The following is a 19,068-nucleotide window of genomic DNA, read 5'->3' on the forward strand; positions in this document are numbered from 1 at the left end:
GTAAATCAGGACTCCTAAACCTTATTCATGGACGCATTCGACTTAGATAATCCGCTTATCCAATTTGACGATAACAACGAACAAACATGGACGATACGCCATGCCGTTGAAGGAGTGCAGATTTTTGGCGGGATAGGTTCCGGCAAAACATCCGGTTCTGGCAGGATGATCGCATTAAAATATTTACGCCATGATTTCGGCGGGCTTATCCTCACTGTTAAACCTGATGAAAAATCAGCCTGGCAGGAGTATTGTAAACTGGCAGGCAGGAGCAATGATTTGATCATCATCGAGCCTGGCGGCACAGCCTGTTTTAATTTCCTGCAATATGAATCATCCCAGGCATTCGGTAAGGAAGCAATAACCGAAAACATTGTTGAGGTCTTAAAAACAGTTATCCGTGCCAGCGAAGAAAAAGATACTGGCAAAAGCGACGATGCATTTTGGGAAACCGCATTGGATATGCTGATCTTCAATGTGATCGACCTTTGCCGGATTGCCTATGGCACCCTATCCGTGCAAAAGATGTATGATATCGTGCAGTCTATCCCTCAAAAAGGTCAGGGGCTGCAATCCAACCAAACAGAGATCAAGGAATTTCAAAGGGCGTTTACCAAAGCAAGGGACAACATAAAATCAAAAATAGACCAATGGTACGATTCCCTTCCCATTGCAAAACAACGAGCCGTCGACAATGAGCCAGCGCCAAACAATACGGTTTTAGAAGCCGTCCCCGAAGCAAGGCTATTGAGCTTTTTGGATCAATTCTTTTTCGACGGCTTCAAAAACCTAAGCGAGAAAACCCGGTCGATTATAGATTTTACGTTTGCGGGTTTCCTGTTCCGGTTATTACGCGATCCTGTTTATTCGCTTTTTTGCAAGGGGGATTCAACGGTAGTGCCGGAGGATTGCCTTAAGGGCAAGATCATCCTTATTAACCTGCCTGTGAAACTATATCACAAAGTTGGCCGTGATTGCCAAATCCTGTTTAAATATATCTGGCAACGAGCCATGGAAAAACGGCAAGTTAAATCATCCTCCCGGGCGGTATTTTTATGGGCGGATGAGGCGCAGCATTTTTTGCATGAACATGATGCCGATTTCCAGGCGACTGCACGGAGCAGCAAAATCTCAACGGTTTATATTACCCAGAACCTGCCCAATTATTATGCGGCAATGGGCGGGCAAAAAGCGGATTACCGCGTGAAAAGCTTTTTGGGGACTTTGGCCACGAAAATCTTTCATTCCAATGCTGATATCGAAACCAATAATTACGCATCTGAATTGATCGGCAACAGTGACAAGACTAACCCATCTTTTCAGGTAACCATGGGTAACGATTCCTTTTCCCAGTCCAAGACAATCGGCCTCGTTAATGAACGACTGGTAAAACCTGAAAAATTCGCCGGTATGAAAACCGGCGGCCCCAAAAATAATTATGCCGTCGAAGGCTATATCCATCGGCAGGGCGATCCTCTTTTCGACGGCAAGAATTATAAGAAAACTACTTTTAATCAGCACCGCATATAACTTGAAACCTTAACCAAAATAGTCATGATAAAAACAAACCTGTATTACAAAACCGTATTCAAAAGAAAAGAAGTTGCTAAAGATGTATCCCTAATCGCCTTCCTGTTTATCGTCTCGTGGCCACGCCTGTTATTGGAAGTATTTGTCAGGAAAAACTTCGGTGAAAGATATTTTTCACTCACAACCGTTATTTTCCTAAGCATCGTCCTGTTTTTTATACCGATAGGCATCGACAAAGCGTCACATTTTTATTCAGGCGATAGCAGCACTATAAGTATCATATTCAAAAACATTACCTGGTATCTTTTTCTAGCTGGGCTGCTGTATGTGAGCTTTAAACGCCAGAAAGAAATAGCACGCGAAACCGGCACATTTGATTTTGCGAAATTCAGTGCCTATGACGGCGACATACATCCGATGTTCAACAATATCGAGATCAAAGGAAAGAAAGTTACCAGGCGGCAGATTTGTATCCTAGTTGAACCGGCTTTCTTTTTAGCCATCGGTATCATCCTGGCATTGTGCGTCCAGAAATTGGGCATACTCATTATTTTTTGCAGCCTCTGTTATGCTTTGGGGTATAAAGCGGATTACATCCGGGGCGACCATTTCATTTTAGACACCATCGATGAAATGATATGCAACGAGGAAATGGTAGAATCATTTGTCCATGGCCGCGGGCCGGAGGAAACACGCGGCTTCGAAATGCGTGGCAACGCCGGGCCTTCCAGTGAGGAATTCCGAAAGCAAATCATCGATAATCTCACTGATGAAGAACCGACTTCTGAGGCCCGTTAAAACCTGCCTAAGCTGTGCTTAGGGAAGATGTCTGATGCTTTTTATTTAACCGGCGTTAACGGCTTTCCTGGCATTGCTTTGATGGATTTTGTAGCACAGCCCGATAAAACTAACTAATTTAATTGTTATTAACCGCTGGGGAAATATTCATGTCCAGGTCCTAAACTATACCAATATCATTCGCATGATAAGAATGATACAAAGCAAGTCAGCAGGTCACGCAAAATCTTATTTCGTCGATGCGCTGCAACAGTCCGATTACTATCTCAACGACCAGGAACTGCAGGGCCGGTTCCTGGGGCGGCTGGGTGCGCGTATCGGAGTAGACGGGTCCGCAAGCAAAGATGCTTTTTTTGCGCTTTGCGAAAACATCGACCCGGTAACGCTTCGCCCGCTCACACCCCGTACAAAAGAAGAGCGGACGGTCGGCTATGATATTAATTTCCATTGCCCGAAATCCGTCAGCCTTGTCCATGTACTTTCCAAAGACAGCCATATCATGGATGCATTCCAGGCAAGCGTTGCAGAAACGATGAAAGACATCGAAGCTGATGCAATGACCCGGGTTAGAAAAAATAATACTTTCGAAGACAGGAAAACCGGCGAACTGCTGTGGGCAGAATTCATCCATCAGACTGCACGTCCGGTAGACGGCTCCGCCCCCGACCCTCACCTGCACAGCCATTGCTTCGTTTTTAATGCGACATGGGACGAACACGAACAAGTTATCAAGGCCGGGCAGTTCCGCGATATTAATCGGGATATGCCGTATTACCAGGCGCGGTTTCACAAAACGCTTTCGGATAAGCTAATTGATTTGGGTTATCAAATCCGGCTCACGAAAAAGTCTTTTGAAATCGAAGGCGTGCCGCGCGGTGTAATCGACTTGTTCAGCAAGCGAACGAACGAGATTGGCGAATTCGCGAAAGAAAAAGGCATTACAGGCGCAAAGGCTTTAAGCGAACTCGGCGCACGCACCCGATCCAAAAAACAAAAAGGCATGGGCATGGATGAACTCAAACAAGGCTGGCGCAAACAGATCAGGGAATTCACCGGCTACGGACCGGGCGAACAAGAGCAATCCGTACGACATGCAAAAAAAGATTTGGCACCACCGAAAATCAAAGCGGATGATTGTATCGGTTATGCGAAGCAGCATTGCTTTGAACGCGCCTCGGTAATGCCCGACAGGCGTTTCCTGGAAAACGCCTATCGCCATAGTATCGGAGAGCGCACCGTCTCTCTCGACAGCATCACCGATAAATTTAAAAACGATAAAAATATCATCCATGTTGAGGAAAAAGGCCGCGCCTTTTGTACTACTCATGTGGTATTGACAGAAGAAAAACACATGGTGCAACTGGCCCGTCAGGGCCAGGGGAAATTCAGGCCCCTGTATCAGGATGTTCCCCACTTCCATAAATTGAACGACCAGCAGAATGCGGCAATTTCGCATGTGCTGACCACCAGCCATCAGGTGTCCATCATTCGTGGGGCTGCAGGCGCAGGTAAAACCACCATGATGCCATTCGCTACCAAACTCATGGAGAAAGCCGGTAAGCGCATTACAGTAGTTGCACCAAGTTCCGGTGCGTCGCGGGTCGTCTTGGCCGCAGAAGGCTTTAAAGAGGCAACGACGGTCGCCCAATTGCTCGTCGACAAAGACATGCAGGCCGATTTAAAAAATCAAATCCTTTGGGTAGATGAAGCCGGATTGCTTGGCACCAAAGATATGGTCGCCATACTCGAGCTCGGCAAACAGCAGAATGCCCGTATTATCCTCGGCGGCGATACCAGGCAGCATAGCAGCGTATCGCGCGGCGATGCCCTACGTATTTTAAATACTGTTGCAGGTATCAAAACCGCCGAAATAAGCAAAATCCATCGCCAGAAAAACTTTCAGTACCGCGATGCGGTGAAAGACCTTTCCAACGGGCAAGTCAAGTCAGCTTTTGTAAAGCTGGATGATATGGGTTCCATCAAATCAATAGACCCTTTAAAACCGAATGACGAATTGGTGAGCGATTACATCAAAGCAGTTAAAAATAAGAAATCTGCATTGATTGTCTCCCCAACCAATCAACAGGGTGAAAATGTTACTGATAAAGTCCGCGTTAAACTGCGCTCTACCGGGCTGATCGGCAAAAGGGAACTGACGGCAAAAAGGCTTAGCCCCCTTAATCTGACGGAAGCGCAGAAATCGGATTGGCGCAACCTGGAGAAGAATATGGTAGTGCAATTCAGCCAAAATGTTCCCGGCATCAAGCGCGGCAGCGTCTGGGAAATTGAGGAAAGCTCGGAGAAAGGTATTAGTTTGGTAAACGCCGATGGTAAGGCAACTTCATTGCCGCTTGAAAAGGCGAATGCCTTTGAACTTTACAAACCTTCAGAGATTGGTTTATCCAAGGGTGATAAAATCAGGATTACTAAAAATGGCTTTGATGAAAACGATAGGCGATTGAATAACGGCGACGCATTTGAAGTTGTTCGCGTCGATAAATCCGGTAAAATAAACCTAATCAACAAAGCCAGTAAATCCACCTACACGCTCGGTAAAGATTTCGGGCACATCGCCCATAATTACTGTACGACCTCGCATTCCTCGCAAGGTAAAACAGTTGACGAAGTATTTATTTCGCAACCGGCAGCAACGTTTCCAGCTACCGATGCCAAACAATTTTATGTTTCGGTATCCCGTGGCCGCGACAAAGCGACGATTTACACGGACGACAAAGAAGCCTTGCTCGAATACGCTGAACGCATCGGTGACAGGCAATCGGCTTTGGAACTGGTAGGTAGCCGCAACCTGCACCTGGATATGGTGCAGCAAATGGAACGGGATAGTTACACTAATCACAAATCGAACAATATATCAAAAGAGTATTCCAGGAACGATAATTTAACAGACAAGGGTTATGAACCAGAACTTTAAATTGAAATTCGATGAAATGAAGGAAGGAAATCCTACTGATACATCCGCAACAGATACCAAACAACACGACTTTTATGACACGGCGGGGCATGCGCGTAATCTTGATTTTGTCTGGCCATCCGGGGAAAGGCAGTTTTTCAATTACGCGTATCTCGTTTCATGCAGATATGCCTGTGAACCTGAAGAAACGATTAGATTGATTTTCACGACGGATACCGTGTCGCTTAAAGGCCTGCGCCTGTTAAAGCTGTATTCGCTGATTCGCGAACATTCGATCAAGGTTATCGCTTGTGTAGATGGTCGATACAATGAAATATTTGATGATAGCGATTCCCTCGTAAATTATATTGAGGTTTTCAAAACATCGTAACGATAAATTTCGCCGCGTGTTTGTTGGAAAAAAGGGGTGCCAAAATCAATTGGGACCCCTCATTTTTTAGCTTTTAATGTTATTTTAAAGTCTACTGCCTTCGCCGCCTCGCCGTCGTCGTGAGAACCCGATAAACAAATAGTTTAAGCCATCGGTTTGAATGGCATTATAGCTCTACGAGTATGCCTTTAGGTGTTTTAAACATATCTTTCGGCCCACTCCATCCGTTGTTTTGATAGTTTTTGAAGTTCTTGAAAGTGACTCAAGATAGCATTAACCATATCGTAACAATAAAGTTCAATCTCATCGACACCCTTATCTCGACAACTATCAAGAAAGCTAGTGAGTTCACGAGCAATCTCCTCGCGCATTTTTCTAAGTTCCTCGCCTCTATTTGCCCATTTGGCAAATAAACGAGCGTAACGGAAAATTTTTAAAACAAGAAAAACCCCACCAATATAGGGAATCATAAGCAACACATTTTCACCTAATTCGTAAACTATATTTTCACCTATTTCAGAAAGCATCGTATCATGCAGATGATCTTGAAACATATCGTGCGCACCTGAAGCTGCTGTATGCAAGTTGTCAGCATGATCGTGAATTTGACTTCCGTGGTCGAGATAATCAGACCAGTCCGAGTGATCGAAAAACCCAATAATTGATGCCAAAGACATCGCAGTGTGCCCACCGGCAGTCTTCGCATGTGCTTTGGCGGCAAATAAGAATACGGGAATAAGTAATGCGGCTACCATAGCAATCTGTTTCTCATAATTAGCATCTTTCAAATGTTTGAGTTCAGGATTAAACCAGAAAAATAATTTCCCTCTACGCCTATGCTTAAAGGATTGGATTTTTTCATTGATATCCCTTGCCAATTTTTGGGTATAGGTAACCATGTCATGCTGCTTGAGCTCTTCTAACAGGTATTTCTTAATCTCATCATTAGCATCCATGCTCTGCCGTTTGACGAATTCCTCGACCTTCCCAAGGTCCGCGAGTTGATTGTAAATCCGGCGAATAACGGCACTGTAACCTTGCTGTGATTGCATCGCGTTCTGGACTTCAATTAAAACATTCTCATTTACGACTAAATCAATTCGATTTCGGACCGAGTAATTTAGGTCTTCAAAATATGCCCTAATATTCTCCTGGTATTTTTTAATGATCGTTTCCAGGTCGCCTGAATTGAGTAATTTCATACATTGGTCTATACCTATTACACATAAACTCGCCGTTTTTGTCGAAATCTCTAATATTTCTGCAGCTTCTTGTTTGTTTTTTGGTCGATCAACCTTGAAAATTACGCTGGCGATAAACCAAACCGCAAGCAATAACAGTATTACAAAAAATGATATGCTAAAAAGGTAATGACCATTAATAAGTAAGAGAAATTGCTCTCTTGGCATCAAATAAGAAAACCATCCCTGGACAAAGGCGCCAATTGATAAAATTAAGCCTGATAGCGCGATCCAGTCTAATGGTTTTTTCAAAGCAATTAAGGATTAGGTGATTACAGTGATTCTTTTCACCGCATGAAAATAACATTTATTTTAATAATAATGCGAAAAAGTATAGTTATATCATATTTAACAGCTAATTTAGTAGTAAACATGACCTTAACTTATCATAATGAAAAAAATAAGCTTTATTCGGCTTATGCTGTTAAAATCATCCGGTGCAGACATAGAAACGCTAAAACAATGCACCACAGCTGAAATCACCAAATATGTTCTTTATGGAACTTGCGTTTTAATCCCTACGGTCTTTGCTATATTTTCTGGTGGATACAGCGTCTTTTTAATGACATCAAATATTTTTGCGTCAATTGTTGTCGCCTTGTTATGGTCATGGGGAATCTTTACGATAGATCGTGCCGTTGTTGCAAGCACGCGACCTGGCCAGTTTACATTTGGAGTATTTGGCCGAATTACGCTTGCTATAATTATCTCTTTTACTATTGCTGAACCACTGACATTGCGTTTTTTTCAAGATGAAATTGAACAAAAACGTACGGAAATCTTACAAAAAAGGACAGACAGCCTCGACAGGGTGCTGGTTTCAGATATTAAATCGGTTGACGAAATTAGGGACAAACAAAAAGCTAAGATCGATAGCCAGTATGCAAAATATGAAAATGAGGTTGATGGCGGAACTGGGAGACGAGGACGCGGAACCGCTGCTATAACCAAATATCAGAAGTTCCAACAAGATTCTTTGCAATTTATTTCAGATGAACATAAGCGTGAAATAAATCGGGACACATTAAAGCATAGAGCCGAAAGGGCACGTGTATCGTTGATAAAAATGGATGCGGATGGGTTATTGGGGCGATTAACGGTACTTGGTATTTTAATGGATAAAGATAAACACGTCTGGTGGGCTGTGTGGCTCGTACGCGCGTTTTTCCTAAGTATCGAAATCATTCCGATTCTTATAAAAGTAGGCTCTCCAGCAGATGAGGACCTTTATCATGAAATAAAGACCCTGAATAGCCAGGGCAGTAAAGATGTACATGCCAATTTGAAAAAAAGGAAAGATGAAATATTTGAATTAGAGCAATTATTGGTACTTCAAGAACGCAAAGACAAACTGGAAATTAAACTTAAAAAAGGGACAGCAATTGATGCGCATCGCGACCAAGACTTTATCATGTTTAAGGTGACAGAGGCTGGCAATAAAAAAACTAAAATTGAAAACAGAATTATTAGAACAATTAAAAACGAAGTGTTTCGTGAACAACTCCTAGCCAGATTGCAAAAGGCGTACAATCAATATGCCAATGCAATGGATTCTCTTATCGAGGAAATGGCTACGTTTTATGCCAATAATGGTAAGCAGCAGGGAAAAACAACAACAAGCGACAATAAACAAAATCCCTGAATGATGATTTATTCAATATCTTAAGCAATTGCCAGCTCTCTCAGTGTGACAAGTAACGATAGTTTTTGAATAATTCGAATTGAACTTTTAGGCTATTTCGAGAAACAGGATTCTAAAGTTAAAATGTCGAAGGAGTTGTAATCACCACTTAGACGCTATTTAGGGTATCTGTTAATTTAAGGCATCAGATTATTTAAATAATCCACCGCTTTCGATGCCTCATTAGCAGCCGTCGCGACAATCCGGCTATCTTCCTTAAGCACCTTTAGCCAATGCGAGATGTAGCCGCTATGGTCGCCTTTCTCGACGGTTGGCAGGCCAAACCCTGTACAAAGAAACGCCGCGCCGAACTCGGCGACTAGCTCCTCGGTTGCATATTTTTCATCGCCGAATTTCTTGCCGAATTTCCGGTCGCAGCGGCCTTCCTTGCCGGACCAGTGGATAAGTTCATGTAGGTGCGTTGAATAATAGTTTTCTGTCGCTGTTGCTGTTTTCGTGCCGTGGAAGTTTTCAGGGAACGGCATCAGGATTTTATCGGATACAGGATTGTAGCACGGAGTGCCGTCGTATTTTTCAATGACGGCTTTGGTGTTTTCCAGGAACGTATCGATTTCAGCGATTGGTTCGAACTTCGTACCCTTTGTTTTTTTCTTTAGCGGCTTTGCTTCTTGCTCCGCAGGTTCGAAGCTTTCCAGCTGGGAGCGGTTGAACACATAGGAGTATTTGAGGAAAGGGATTTTCTTCACTTCCCCGTCTTCTTCCTTTTGGAAGGTATCGTAATAAACGATCATCGTGCCTTTTTCACCGGCGCGGACCTGTTCGTCGTCCTTGTTCCATTGCCGTAAACCGGCCCATTCCTGGATCGGGAATTTGTTCTTGATTGATGAACACCAAAGCAGGATGATGTTGATGCCGCGATAGTATTTCTCGGTGGTGCCGTTCAAGGGCAAATCCATCGCATAGTTTAATGCAGTGGAGGCCCAGGATTTCTCCCAGGGTATTACGCCTTGCTCCAATTGTTCGATAATGGTATTCGTTACCATCTGATAGACATTCAGCTTTGGGGCTTCGGCGGCTGGTTGGGTTTCGATTGCTTCAGGCATTTGTATTCCTTTCTATGGAAGTAATAGATTGATGGTCGATTGGTTATGGATGGGGGCAACCTGCTAATGGTTCCAATGCTTGCGGCCATAGCGTCTGCCGTTGATAAGGATGCGGTCTTCCGCATCGATGGAGACAAGTTCCTCCGAGCCGTCAAATTTCAAGACGAAGGCGTAGTTGTCGCAAAAGCTGAACCCGCAGATATAGAAAACCCAGCGGCAGGTTAGTTTGTCACCGATTTCGGTGCATTCCCGGTGCTGGTGATAGCCTTTGAAGTTCCTGATTTGCGTTGCGTTGATGTGTGCCATTTGTTTGCCTTTCCTGTTGAGTTGATGGTTGCAGGAGATGCCCGACCGGAGGGTAAGTGAGTGAACCGGCTGGAATTTTGGATGGGCGAGTGAATGCCCTCCTTCAGGGCAGAGGAAAATTATAGTTGGTGGAACGAACGGCTCCGGTAATCTCATGCACAACCATTGGCTCATCCATCAGGAAAGGCGAAATGGCAACAACGGAACAATCGAAGATTAAGGCTATCTCCAAACGTTACCGGATTACTGCAGCCAAACATCGCCCTATGCGTTCGACGACGCCGACGACCAAGGCATTGCCCATCAGAAATGCCCGCTGCGGGTCTGTCACGCCCTCCGTGTGCCCGTCGGGGAACATGTTGAGGCGTTCGAGTTCTATTGGATGCAAGCGGCGCAAACGGCCACTACAGGCGATGGCATGCTTGATGCGGCAGGCGAACGTGCCGCCCTCATGCGTGATAATTGTCCGTGCAGGCCTATCCGCCGGGTCGGGGAACGGCACGGCACCCATGCAGTACATATATCCTTTGCCGCCATCGCCCCGTTTGCGTTCGATACGCCTCGCGCCTTTGAGCTGCTGCCATTTCGGGATGGCGGCTTCATCGATATAAAAGCTTTCATCCACCAATGCCCCATCAAGCATGATGTCGTGCAATAAGGTGTACGGCCCGTTATAATCGACGGCTACTTTCAACGTCGTCACCTGCCGATCGATCATCACGCCGATTTTTTCGAACATCCTCGCATGGCCGAATTTGTAGCGCTTATCCCAACGGATATTTTTGGCGCTTCCATCAATGGAGAAATTATTTGCAGCGCCGTTCGGGATAACGGGGAACGCTTTTGCTAGAACACCGTCGCGGGCAATCCAATCCGTCATGTCAGGGCATCGTTTCAACGACCGGTACATCTCCGTCGATTTATGATAGGCGAGGATAAACACGCGCTTCCTTTTCTGCGGGAAACCGTATTCGGCGGCATTAATGATGCGCCACTCAACCGCATATCCCAAATCGGATAACGAAGCCAATATGCTTGCGAAATCACGGCCCTTTTCGTGGCTCGGGAAAATCAGCAGCCGATCGACGTTTTCGAAGCACAGGTATTTGATGGGCTTGCCGCTTCGGTTCTTACCGGCGATTATCCGGTGAATCTCCCACCAGAGTGCGCCTTTTTTCCTTTGAGCCCTCCGGCGTTGACGCGGTTGGCGATGGAAAAGTCCTGGCAAGGGAACCCGCCGACCAGCATATCATGGTCGGGGATATCATCGATGCGCAGCGTCGCAATATCCTTGCACAAATGCCCCTCGTTACCGAAACGTTTTTGGTATATGGCCGAGGCGATTTGTTTGTTCTTGCTCGGCTCCCATTGATTGCTGAAAATCGTTTTGTACGGGCTATCCAGTTTATTTTTGTAACCGCTTGTGGCGGATTTGCCATCATAACCCTCAAGGCCGAGGCGAAAGCCACCTACACCTGCGAATAATTCGGCTACGGTGATTGGCGGTAAATTGATGCTTGGTGTTTTATCTGTATCGTTATTCGTGGCGTCGACGTGTTTTTGCATGCATACCTCTTTGCAAAATTTGGGGTGTAGAAAACCAGCGCCGATAACATCATCGTTACGGCGTCGGCGGTTTCTGTTTGGGATGGATGATGCTTAGCCCGGATGCCGGGCTAAGCGTTTTGGGCTCAAGGTTTGTAAGCCGCCTGTTTCAGGGATTTTTCATCAAGGGTGATTTGCCCAATGTCGCGCGCCGCTTCTGCGTAAACACTTATCGGGTATTGCCCTTCGAAATACATGTCACGTTCAAGCCGCTGGAATGGCCCTTGCGCATCTGTTATTTCCTGGATGCTGACATATCCGATTTCAGGGAAACCCATCCCTAAATCGCATAAGCCAAAAGCGATATCGGGGTCGTCCGGGCAAAGTTCTGTCAGCAACCAGGTGCAGGCCGTGCCGGTGATAAACAACCGCACTACGGGGTGATGATCTTTGTATTCGCCCATATCTTTTCCATTCTGGATAAGCTGGTCGTATTGTGCTTGGGTAAAAAGTTTCATTGTTTAGCCTTTCTGTTGAGTTGATGGTTGCAGGAGATGGCCGACCGGAGGCCTAGTGAGTGAACCGGCTGGAATTTTGGATGGGCGGGTGAATGCCTGAAAGGCAGAGGAAAATTATAGTTGGTGAACGAACGGCTTCGGTTAATCTCATGCAACAAACCATCGGCTCATTCGACAGGAAGGCTATCCAGGGTGTAACTTTTGGTAACCAATCGGCATCAGCCCCTCATCCGCGAATGAAAAGTAATTATCCGTGGCAAGGATGATATGATCCAGCACGGCGATATCTAAAAGCTTCCCTGCATCAAAGAACTTTTGCGTCATCGCCTTATCCGCATCGCTGGGCCGCGAATTACCGGAAGGGTGGTTGTGCGCAAGGATGATGCTTGAGGCATTGGCTTTAAGCGCCGTCGCGAAAACGATTTTGGGATCAGCCGGGCAAAGGGCCGCGCCGCCGCTCGCGATACCGGAAACGCCGATACAGCTATTTCCTTTCATCAGCAATATCTTGAACTCTTCCACGAGGCCGATGCGGGCATAGTCCCAGGAGAACGACAAAATGCCATAGGCTTCCGCAGGGCTGGATACATTCAGCCTGTCTTTCGGCCTGACCGGGTTTCGGTAGGTGATTTCGATTTCGGTGACCTGGAACAGCGATTGGCTCATCATCGCTGCCTCCTACAAAGAAAGGTTGAGTTGATGCATATGCCATGCGTTCACATCTTTATGCGGCATATACAAGTCGTTCATCGGCACATGCTGCAAATCGGCTTCCGTCTGGAAAAATTCCGCCAGCACCCTTGTCGCTTCCCTGCCCATGTTGTCGTTATCCATCCACGTCATCGCGGTTTTATAGCCGTAATTGCGGATATATCCTGTGGCATGCAGGATCATGCTGATGGAGTTCAGGATGATGGCATCGTCCTGCAACACGTCTTCCTTGCGGATGATGGCCGAAAGGTAATCCATGAACCCTTCGAACAGATGGACGCGCTCGGGCTTCGGCACGGTGCCGCGGATGAAGGTAATCGTTTTCGGCGCGGTGCAGCTTTTAAAGAATGAATTGCGCAACTCGTAACCGCCGTCTTCGTTCTTCATCCCGAGCGCATAGATGCGGGTGTTTTTCACCGAGTGCTTCACATAGACTTCCACCAAATATTTCTCCGCGACAGAAAGCGGGATGCCGCGATGCTCCAGGTAACGGATAAGGAAAAGGTCGTCTAATTTATCGATCCTTGTAATGACCCATTTCGGTTTCTCATCTAAAGCGACAGGCTTGACGGCGTAATCGGATGGGTTGAAGCTCATATTAGACAGCCAGCGCAGCGCGTCCGATACGTTGTTGTCTTTGCCTTGGCATTTCAGCCACAGGCAGGCGAACGCAATCGTATCGCCGCCTTTGCCTTCCCCGAAATCGTACCATTTATTCATCTGCTTATTGACGTGGAAGCTGGCAGTCTTCTCGTTGCGGAAAGGGGAGAGGTAATTTGCCTCTTTTTTGTTTTCAGATGCAGGTTCGATACGCAGTGCATCCAAGATTGCAGTCATGGGAATGGCTTTCGCCTGTTCGATGTTCATCGGGCGTTCTTTATATTTTGATATGTGATGGAGTGGTTTTGGCGGTTAGTATTTAATCAGGCGGGATTCCAGGAACTCGTCTAAATACTTTTTGCGATAACGTACTGACCTGCCGATTTTAATCGGCTTTAAGTTATATCGCTTGGTACAATCCCACACAGCCAATGTGCCGGGCGAAAACCCTGTATATTTCGCCGCCGTTTTGCGGTCGATGTATTCGTCGTTATGTTTTTTGTTATGCACTTTTTTTCCTTCCGAATTGCAAATGTGATGAGTTGTTTGTCAAAGACGGAAGCTTAATAAAACGATTCTGTTACCAAACGGGAAAAATAATTGGCCCGTTAATACCAATTAAACTAGAGGCGGTTTCTTAGATACGATGGTATGGAGAACTCCTGCCATTTGGGGCGCAATTTCCTAATGAAGTTTATTGCTGATTATCCTGTCGCGAAAAATGCGCGCTGGAAAAAACTCACAGGCATTATCTGCCGCCCAACAAAGTTTTTACTAGAGGTGTATATGGTTGATTTGGCAACGTTGAAACGCGCGCATAAAATTGCTGCGAGGATCGTGGTCGAATTCGGGGATGTTTACCTGCCGATATTCGAAAGGTTGCAAAAAGAAATTCAGGCCGTCGAGTCTAATTTGGATTTGAAGGCACAGGCAATCCTGGCAGCGTTAAAAGAATAACGGTAAGCTTTTGGCATGGATTCAAGTCGCAATTACCCTTAAATAAGAGCCTGTTTTGCCAAATGTTACTACAAAATCATCGTTGTTAAAAATATCAATCATTTGCTTGCATTGGGCCGCCGTGTAACATTTTCCACCCTCATGTATCTAAAACAAAGAATGCAAGAACTACAATTAGCGTTGTAGAACTTCTGTAACCAGTCCATCCATTATTCAACTCCTGTAACTCTACGTCGCTGGCTGGGCGCTTTTTAAAAACAAATCAACTTGTTTAAAAATCAAGCCAGATCAAACCAAAGCTGTTGCTGATTTTAAAGACGAAAATGGAATTTTTTATCTTTAGTAAAAGGGGCTTCATACTACGATATTAAAGGCGCTAAAACTCTAGAAGTTTAAAGAACTTTCAAATGCGCGGGCAATTTCAACCACCGGAATAACAAAACCCTCATTTAAGCCAGGCTAAATCTTCGGTGTCATTGATTACGAACGGGCCTCGGGTTCGCTAGGCCACGCTTACGCTGAATCTTTTCAAAACATAATAATACACTATGGAGACTTTAAAATTTATAACGGCAATTATTTGCCTTGCCACTGCTTTGATAGGTGTTGGCCTAAAATTCACCCTCTTAAAATCTAAAACCATGAAATCAGATTACGCCATCTATCACATTTTGCTTATTGCGTTTGTACTGTTTATCGTCGCTCTCTGCTACCTGACGAAGCTCAATATCAGAAAATGATTATTTTTTATAGTGGTTCGTCATGGAACCAAAGGTTGCATGAAGACGATTTCAGTAGTTCATGTGCCATCGACTAAATTATTGGTGTTACCCGTGCTGTACTCTCTGGAATATTGACAGTTAAATACCAAGTTGGTATTTATAACAAAGCACATCCAAACTGGAATATTTAACACATCGACATGCTAACGGAGGATTTTGTGAGGCTAATAACTACTAATGAAAATACAGCTATCCTGGAATTAAACTTTGAGCAGTTGGATGCACTTGCGATTCTATTGCCCGCTTCTGCGTGTGAATATGACAAGCTTAAAAAGCAACTGAACGGCATCACTCAACCTGAAATTGATAATTTAACCGATGAGTTTCTGGAGGTTTACAAGACTATTGTTTTAACAACGGTTCCAACTGAAGCAAACGCCTAACTTAAGTTAATAGGCCACGCTCCCTAAACACCAGTCTACAGAAAAGCCAACAGAATAGTTTAAAAAGCAATTTTACCAGCTAGCGTTCAATTGTAATGTTTGATAATACCTGAGAAACCTAAGCTGGCTCTATTTAACGCAGTTTGAATTCTTCAAATATTTTATAGTAATTGCAATTGCACTTGGTCGAAATAAGAAAGTTGGCTTTTAATGGCTTCCAACGCACGTTTGATGGCGGGTATGTCATCTGCATCACCTAAAGAATACTTTTGATCGATAGCAATCGCAGTTTCACGTGGGATATTCAAATCGATTAGCCGTCGAATCATCGGCTGATACGCGCCTAATTCAATAAAGCGAAGGAACATCTGCCCAGGTGCCCGCATATCATAAAGGGGCTTTAATAGCATCGGTAGGCCGAATGCAATTTTATTCTGCAGCATAATAATCGCCCGCTCAATCTTATCGTTTGTGTCGTAATACTCGCCGCTCAGGATACTTTTCAAGGAATGCCCTTTAAGCCAATTTTCAGCATGCCAGCAAGCGCTAAGCAGCGGATCGCCATTATCCGTTTCTTGGATATCGAACAAGCGATTATAATAAACCGGGAAGTATTGTTTTAACTCAAGGAGAATATTTTTGAGCTTGGAGGCAATGAATGACTCGGCTGCACTGGTTGGCATTACCCATTTTTCCGACAACTGCCACATCCTATTTAAATCCAACGGATCCCAATAGCGATTCGCGAGACAAATCTTTCTGTCTACTTCGAGCTTATCCAGTATAGCGAATTCGGCTTGTACTAACTCTGGTTCCAACTGGATACCAACTTCCTTAAGCCGGAGGGCAGCGTACGAGCCATATTTAAGAATTGTTTGCCGCACGTAAGTAAGCAAATAACTGTAATCGCTGTTTGCAGTTGTTTGGCCGGCCCCTGTTTCGAGGTCGTTCAAAATGTTTTTCTTATTCCCCTCAAATGCATCTTTGTAACCCACCGTGATGTTCTTTTCTGTATTCTCAAACAGGGATGTCTGCCGGTCATCGACTTTAGAGAAACTGTCCTCATCCATGACATAGGTACGGCCTATGAAATCTTTTAATAAGCGCCCAGCCCGGCCGCGGAGGTTGGCGGTTTCATAACTGGTCAGTTTCGGTTGTTCGCCACCATGCGCAATCAGAGAGAGATTAGGGTTTCTTATGATAATATTTTTTACTGGCAAATTCACACCCTGAAGTAGGGTTGTTGTGCAGACTATGTTTCGGATTTGCTGCTTGCGAATTCCGTCCTCTATTGCGTTCCTGACATGGTGTGGTAATTTACCGTTGTGATAAGCAATACCGCCTAAGACGGTATTGCTTAGCGCGAAATCTACATGTACCGTTTCACTTAAATATCCAGCTAATTCCTGCAAATACGGGTTGTTTATGCTATCAGTTGATAATCGCAGCTCCTCCGCCATTTTGCGTGAAGCCCCCGCGGTCGGCGAAAAGATAATATTACTTTCTCCCGCATCGAAACAAGCCATGAATTCATTGAAAAAGCCCATATACTTTTTAGTATAGCGGGTCTGGCCATAGCCTTCCAAAAGTCGCTGGTTTTCGATTTTCAGGCTCAACGGTTCAGGATTCAAATCACAGTACAGCTTGAATCGATATTCCTTGTTACTGATTTTTTTCAGTGCATAAGTCAAATTTACGACTGGTGAGTTCCTGGTAGAAGCCCCGTAGCCATCAATACCGAAAATGTCTTTTCCCAACCTGTCAATATTAGTAACTCGTGGGCCGGAGATAACAATCTTATCGATTACCAACGAGTTTTTAATCTCCGTCATTAGGTCGAACAGGATTTTTGCCCGTTGATCATTTGCGTCTGCCACTCTTTCAACATTTTGGATTTCATCAACTACGAGCAGCCGCAAGTGCCGAAATGGCCTTTCCTCTTGGCTGAATGCCGCGATTGCTTTTCCTTGAGTCAAGACGTAGATTGTATTATCGGTATAACGCTGCGGATTATAGTTGGTTTCTACCGTCATTTCCAATTGGAACGAACTGATTTGCTGTTTAACATCAGTCGCTACCTGTGCCACCAAGCTCAAAGTCGGTACGATATAGAACATCGTACCTTTTTTTTCCAGCAATAAAGCCATCATCTTAATTAAGATGATATAAGACTTTCCTGCCGAAGTAGGTGCTGAAATACCCACCATTTGCTGTGCCGTAATAGCATCCCACACTTCTTTTTGAAAACTTGTGATCAAAAATGAACGTCCCGCAACCCAGATTTCGAAACTGATTTGCCCGAGCGAAATCGCAAACTGGTTCATTAGACTACCACCGCCAGCGAATGATTTGCGCTCACCATAGCCATCATCCAGCATCGTCGCTGTCGGCGCGAAGCCCCGACGGGTCAGGAACAAAATTAGATAATGCTGCAAACCAGCCCATTGTGGCTTTGCATAGGTCCAGAATAACGCTGATATCACCACTAAATAGCGGTCCGCCTCTTCCGTCTGGGTTTGCGAAAGCTTATCGAGCACCCCGATAGCATCACTCACAAAGTCTCTGTTTAATTCAAATTTATATGAGGGAATAAACTTAAATTTCAATGCATTCGAGCGCAGGTCGATTTTCAGCAATTCATTTAATACCTCTTTGGCTTCATTCATCTCCATTATTTCCCAATTAAGCGTTGAAACGTTTTGAGCAATTCCGCCATTTCCCATAAAGGGAAAAAGATATAATTGAACCTCGGCAACAGTTCAGGGCCGATGCCATCGAACAGAGACTTATCTATTTTCCCGGCGCGGTTTTCCACGATTTTTAGGATTGCGTCCTTTTTCTCCCTTTCGTTGCTGCCAATGATTTTATCCGTTTCATTATAAAGGATGATTGAAACTAGGTGTATCTCCACCGGATTCAGTCTTCCAGTCTTATAGGCCTTCGCAATTGGTACCAAATCCTCGTTAAGGAAATCATCATAGATATATAATTTCAGTTCCGTCCGATGATTTTTATAATTATCCTGGACACTTTTCAATGCTTCCTCAAATGCCTTATTGAATTGATAGGAACTCGAATAAGCTTTCGCTTCCCCGATATAAATCAAGTGCGTTCCATTCTCAAAATTATAATGGATCGCGTCCGCGCCGAACCTCTCCATCTTAGCTGAACTGGTAATTGGCATTTTTCGCAGAAGGGGCACAGCGTCAAAGAACACCTGCAGTAAATTGAATAACACGAGTTCCCCGAATTGACCTTGAATAAAGACCTCTTCCGTAGCCGAATTTTTAAACTTTTGGAAAGTTACCGTCCGTAGCGCAGATTGCGCGTTCCTGTCGCTACGCCCTTCCTCCGCAACCATCTTATCCACAATGTCCGCTGCTTTCTTATTGCTGTAGACCCACTCTGGAATCGTATTAACCAATTCCTCGCAAAATTCATCTCGATATTCCTGTAAATCCACATAATTTATGCACGAAGTCACATGCTCTTTTTCAGGTACCACGTTAAATTTCTGGCGCACCCAATAAACATGGTCCATTAGTGAATTGGTATAGGACCTGAGCGATTTTAGTTTTTCAGCGGAAAGTTCCAATGATAATAAGGTTAAGTTTATGAACGAATGTACAAAAGAGATCCAATACATCAAA

The 19,068-nt window shown here is 44.7% G+C and carries 19 protein-coding genes; 8 read left to right on the plus strand and 11 right to left on the minus strand.

Going from position 1 to position 19,068, the window contains the following annotated elements; translation table 11 throughout:
- The first annotated feature begins 27 nt into the window (after window positions 1–27).
- The 4 genes from E2R66_RS16645 to E2R66_RS16660 all read left to right on the plus strand — a co-directional run bounded on the left by E2R66_RS16645 (window position 28) and on the right by E2R66_RS16660 (window position 5,630).
- Entirely contained in the window at window positions 28–1,530 is a 1,503-nt protein-coding gene (locus E2R66_RS16645) for a type IV secretory system conjugative DNA transfer family protein (protein ID WP_133232554.1), read from the plus strand.
- A gap of 24 nt (window positions 1,531–1,554) precedes the next feature.
- Window positions 1,555–2,328, plus strand: a complete 774-nt coding sequence (locus tag E2R66_RS16650) for a hypothetical protein (protein ID WP_133232556.1) — start codon at window positions 1,555–1,557, stop codon at window positions 2,326–2,328.
- Window positions 2,329–2,512: 184 nt separating this feature from the next.
- Window positions 2,513–5,260, plus strand: a complete 2,748-nt coding sequence (gene mobF, locus E2R66_RS16655) for a MobF family relaxase (RefSeq protein ID WP_204985941.1) — start codon at window positions 2,513–2,515, stop codon at window positions 5,258–5,260.
- Window positions 5,244–5,630: a hypothetical protein gene (locus E2R66_RS16660; protein WP_133232558.1), complete on the plus strand. Its 387-nt coding sequence runs from the start codon at window positions 5,244–5,246 to the stop codon at window positions 5,628–5,630. Before mobF ends, E2R66_RS16660 begins: the two co-directional genes overlap by 17 nt.
- A gap of 197 nt (window positions 5,631–5,827) precedes the next feature.
- Here E2R66_RS16660 and E2R66_RS16665 read toward each other — a convergent pair whose 3' ends face one another.
- The gene (locus tag E2R66_RS16665; RefSeq protein WP_133232560.1) at window positions 5,828–7,123 is read right to left on the minus strand and encodes a hypothetical protein; all 1,296 of its coding nucleotides are present in this window, start codon (window positions 7,121–7,123) and stop codon (window positions 5,828–5,830) included.
- A 139-nt stretch (window positions 7,124–7,262) separates the two neighbouring features.
- Here E2R66_RS16665 and E2R66_RS16670 point away from each other — a divergent pair, with 139 nt between their 5' ends.
- Window positions 7,263–8,513: a DUF4407 domain-containing protein gene (locus E2R66_RS16670; protein ID WP_133232562.1), complete on the plus strand. Its 1,251-nt coding sequence runs from the start codon at window positions 7,263–7,265 to the stop codon at window positions 8,511–8,513.
- Window positions 8,514–8,689: 176 nt separating this feature from the next.
- On the opposite strand, the gene E2R66_RS16675 is transcribed toward E2R66_RS16670, so the two are convergent.
- The 8 genes from E2R66_RS16675 to E2R66_RS29135 all read right to left on the minus strand — a co-directional run bounded on the left by E2R66_RS16675 (window position 8,690) and on the right by E2R66_RS29135 (window position 13,806).
- Window positions 8,690–9,616, minus strand: coding sequence for an ArdC family protein (locus E2R66_RS16675; RefSeq protein WP_133232564.1), 927 nt, complete (start codon window positions 9,614–9,616; stop codon window positions 8,690–8,692).
- Window positions 9,617–9,679: 63 nt separating this feature from the next.
- Window positions 9,680–9,922, minus strand: a complete 243-nt coding sequence (locus E2R66_RS16680) for a hypothetical protein (protein WP_133232566.1) — start codon at window positions 9,920–9,922, stop codon at window positions 9,680–9,682.
- Window positions 9,923–10,157: 235 nt separating this feature from the next.
- A complete protein-coding gene (dcm, locus tag E2R66_RS16685; RefSeq protein ID WP_204985942.1) occupies window positions 10,158–11,150 on the minus strand; it encodes a DNA (cytosine-5-)-methyltransferase in 993 nt (330 codons plus the stop codon).
- On the minus strand, window positions 11,063–11,488 hold the full coding sequence (locus tag E2R66_RS29130) for a DNA cytosine methyltransferase (protein WP_204985943.1): 426 nt from the start codon (window positions 11,486–11,488) through the stop codon (window positions 11,063–11,065). The genes dcm and E2R66_RS29130 overlap by 88 nt, the downstream gene beginning before the upstream one ends.
- A 125-nt stretch (window positions 11,489–11,613) precedes the next feature.
- Entirely contained in the window at window positions 11,614–11,985 is a 372-nt protein-coding gene (locus E2R66_RS16690; protein WP_133232568.1) for a DUF2958 domain-containing protein, read from the minus strand.
- A gap of 183 nt (window positions 11,986–12,168) precedes the next feature.
- Window positions 12,169–12,654 carry a JAB domain-containing protein gene (locus E2R66_RS16695; RefSeq protein ID WP_133232570.1) on the minus strand — a complete coding sequence of 162 codons (486 nt, stop codon included), beginning with the start codon at window positions 12,652–12,654 and terminating at the stop codon, window positions 12,169–12,171.
- Window positions 12,655–12,663: 9 nt separating this feature from the next.
- On the minus strand, window positions 12,664–13,563 hold the full coding sequence (locus E2R66_RS16700; RefSeq protein ID WP_133232572.1) for a toprim domain-containing protein: 900 nt from the start codon (window positions 13,561–13,563) through the stop codon (window positions 12,664–12,666).
- Window positions 13,564–13,608: 45 nt separating this feature from the next.
- Window positions 13,609–13,806, minus strand: a complete 198-nt coding sequence (locus tag E2R66_RS29135) for a helix-turn-helix transcriptional regulator (RefSeq protein ID WP_133232574.1) — start codon at window positions 13,804–13,806, stop codon at window positions 13,609–13,611.
- A 141-nt stretch (window positions 13,807–13,947) separates the two neighbouring features.
- Here E2R66_RS29135 and E2R66_RS16710 point away from each other — a divergent pair, with 141 nt between their 5' ends.
- The 3 genes from E2R66_RS16710 to E2R66_RS16720 all read left to right on the plus strand — a co-directional run bounded on the left by E2R66_RS16710 (window position 13,948) and on the right by E2R66_RS16720 (window position 15,418).
- On the plus strand, window positions 13,948–14,253 hold the full coding sequence (locus E2R66_RS16710; protein WP_133232576.1) for a hypothetical protein: 306 nt from the start codon (window positions 13,948–13,950) through the stop codon (window positions 14,251–14,253).
- 548 nt (window positions 14,254–14,801) lie between these two features.
- Window positions 14,802–14,993 (plus strand): hypothetical protein, encoded by a 192-nt coding sequence (locus E2R66_RS16715; protein ID WP_134737939.1) that lies wholly within the window; start codon window positions 14,802–14,804, stop codon window positions 14,991–14,993.
- A gap of 182 nt (window positions 14,994–15,175) precedes the next feature.
- A complete protein-coding gene (locus E2R66_RS16720) occupies window positions 15,176–15,418 on the plus strand; it encodes a hypothetical protein (RefSeq protein WP_133232578.1) in 243 nt (80 codons plus the stop codon).
- A 161-nt stretch (window positions 15,419–15,579) separates the two neighbouring features.
- Here the strand turns inward: E2R66_RS16720 and E2R66_RS16725 are convergent, their stop codons facing one another.
- Together E2R66_RS16725 and E2R66_RS16730 are read right to left on the minus strand one after the other, a co-directional pair.
- A complete protein-coding gene (locus tag E2R66_RS16725) occupies window positions 15,580–18,141 on the minus strand; it encodes a DEAD/DEAH box helicase (RefSeq protein ID WP_133232580.1) in 2,562 nt (853 codons plus the stop codon).
- Window positions 18,090–18,959, minus strand: a complete 870-nt coding sequence (locus tag E2R66_RS16730; RefSeq protein ID WP_158288428.1) for a HamA C-terminal domain-containing protein — start codon at window positions 18,957–18,959, stop codon at window positions 18,090–18,092. The genes E2R66_RS16725 and E2R66_RS16730 overlap by 52 nt, the downstream gene beginning before the upstream one ends.
- Between the last annotated feature and the right edge of the window lie 109 nt (window positions 18,960–19,068).

This window comes from Mucilaginibacter psychrotolerans (genome assembly GCF_004519315.1).
GTDB lineage: Bacteria > Bacteroidota > Bacteroidia > Sphingobacteriales > Sphingobacteriaceae > Mucilaginibacter > Mucilaginibacter psychrotolerans.